Raw genomic sequence first — 1081 nt, 5'->3', positions numbered from 1 at the left:
TCGGGCCGAAACCGATCGACACCTTGTCGTTGAAGGCGTAGCTGACGGTTGGCTGCAGGGTGATGATTTTGACTTCGCTCTTGCTGCCGAAGTAGCGGCCGGCAAAGCCGTTTTCATAATCGGTTACCAGGCCGAACGGTGCATAGACACCGAAACCGACTGCCCATTGGTCATCGAGAGGCTTGACGTAATAGCCCATCGGCACGCCCATGAAAGGGACCATGTCACCTTTGTTGGTGCCGCCATTCGGACGGGAGCTGGCATCGCTGATGTCGGTGTGTGCGTCGATGAATGCAACACCACCGGTTACTTGTTCACGCTTGAGGCGGGACATGCCCGCAGGGTTGCCCACAAGTGTGGATGCGTCGTCGGCAACGGAAGATCGCCCGGCAAAACCAGTACCCATCCCGCTGATGCTTTGTTCGTTGAGGGCAAAGCCACTTGCGAAGATCTGGGTGGATGCCATGGCAACGGCGAGACTAATGGTGGTTTTGAGCATTACTTTTTTCATTATTAGAACTCCTGGTGATCACCGGGGCGAAAATTACCAACATTTTCGTCCCAGCGCTATAGGCTGTATGGCTTGATTTAGAGCGGTTTTGTAGGACAATCCGACCAGATTCGCAGCGTATTGTGCGATCTTTGGATCCAGAGTGTGTCAGCAGGCAACCTGATTCAGTGGTGATACACAGGTTTGCCAAGCGAAGGTGAAGTCTCTAAGGCGACCTTGGGGCTGGAAGGTCTGGCGCCAGATTCGGGCCATTCCCAGCAGGTCGTCTGCTTCGGGGAGCGGGGTGTTCTGTTCTTCGACCATCAGCCAGGCGATGGCGGTGGCGTAACGCAGGTTGACGGTCAATTCGACGTGCGGGCCACTGAGAAAGGCATGTTGGCTGGCGAGGCCACGGACCAGGCTTGCGCGTTCGGGATCGAGCGCCAGGTAGTGGTCCCAGAGAGCCTGATGGCGAGGTTCGGCGATACGGTAGAGGCCGTGGCCACGGCGGTCGTGAAGGGCGGAACCAAGGGCTGACTGACTGGCGGCAATGCCCAGCAGCAGGGATTCGGCAGTTGCGCTATGGCGTCC

Annotated in this window: 2 protein-coding genes; both read right to left on the bottom strand. The window is 57.4% G+C overall.

Going from position 1 to position 1081, the window contains the following annotated elements; genetic code table 11:
• A partial coding sequence (locus D8U18_RS25395) for an outer membrane protein transport protein (protein ID WP_177435064.1) occupies positions 1–511 on the bottom strand: 511 nt, incomplete at its 3' end.
• Positions 512–658: 147 nt separating this feature from the next.
• Positions 659–1081: hypothetical protein (locus D8U18_RS25390; protein WP_241664356.1), on the bottom strand; the 423-nt coding region annotated here is incomplete at its 5' end.

It is taken from the genome of Pseudomonas sp. Sample_10 (assembly GCF_004321495.1).
Classification (GTDB): domain Bacteria; phylum Pseudomonadota; class Gammaproteobacteria; order Pseudomonadales; family Pseudomonadaceae; genus Aquipseudomonas.
Note: the sequence above shows the minus strand (reverse complement) of the source record. Positions and strands in the feature narration are given on the sequence as shown.